Here is a 385-nt window from a genome sequence, read left to right as displayed (position 1 = left end):
ACCCGACATGGAGCGCCCGAATGCTTCGTGGCCGAGCATCGCCGCCGTAAACGTCAGGAACCATGCGCATGCGAATGCGGCCACGCTCTCAAAGCGTCGGTTCGCCAAGCGGAGTGCGAGCCACGTGAATCCTGCTCCCGCCACAAACGCTACGGCCAGGAAGATCGCAAATCGGGAAAACACGGCGTTCGGGTACATGCCGGACGACATTGTCGCCACGTAACCGCTGGCCGCAAGGCCGAGCAGTGCCAGCGCCAGGAGGCCCTTGAGCTGCCAACGCCACGCGCGCTCGCTGGTGCGTTCCAGCATCAGGGCGGCCAGCATCGCCAGCGCCGGGACGATCGGGAAGATATATCCAGGCAGCTTCGAGTCCGAAATGCTGAAA

At 63.6% G+C, this 385-nt stretch carries 1 pseudogene; it reads right to left on the bottom strand.

The features are described 5' to 3' along the window. Window positions 1-385 (bottom strand): annotated as a pseudogene (locus HFC70_RS26690) (hypothetical protein); the annotation flags it as partial.

Origin of the sequence: Agrobacterium sp. a22-2 (genome assembly GCF_012276985.1) — a bacterium.
GTDB lineage: Bacteria > Pseudomonadota > Alphaproteobacteria > Rhizobiales > Rhizobiaceae > Allorhizobium.
Note: the sequence above shows the minus strand (reverse complement) of the source record. Positions and strands in the feature narration are given on the sequence as shown.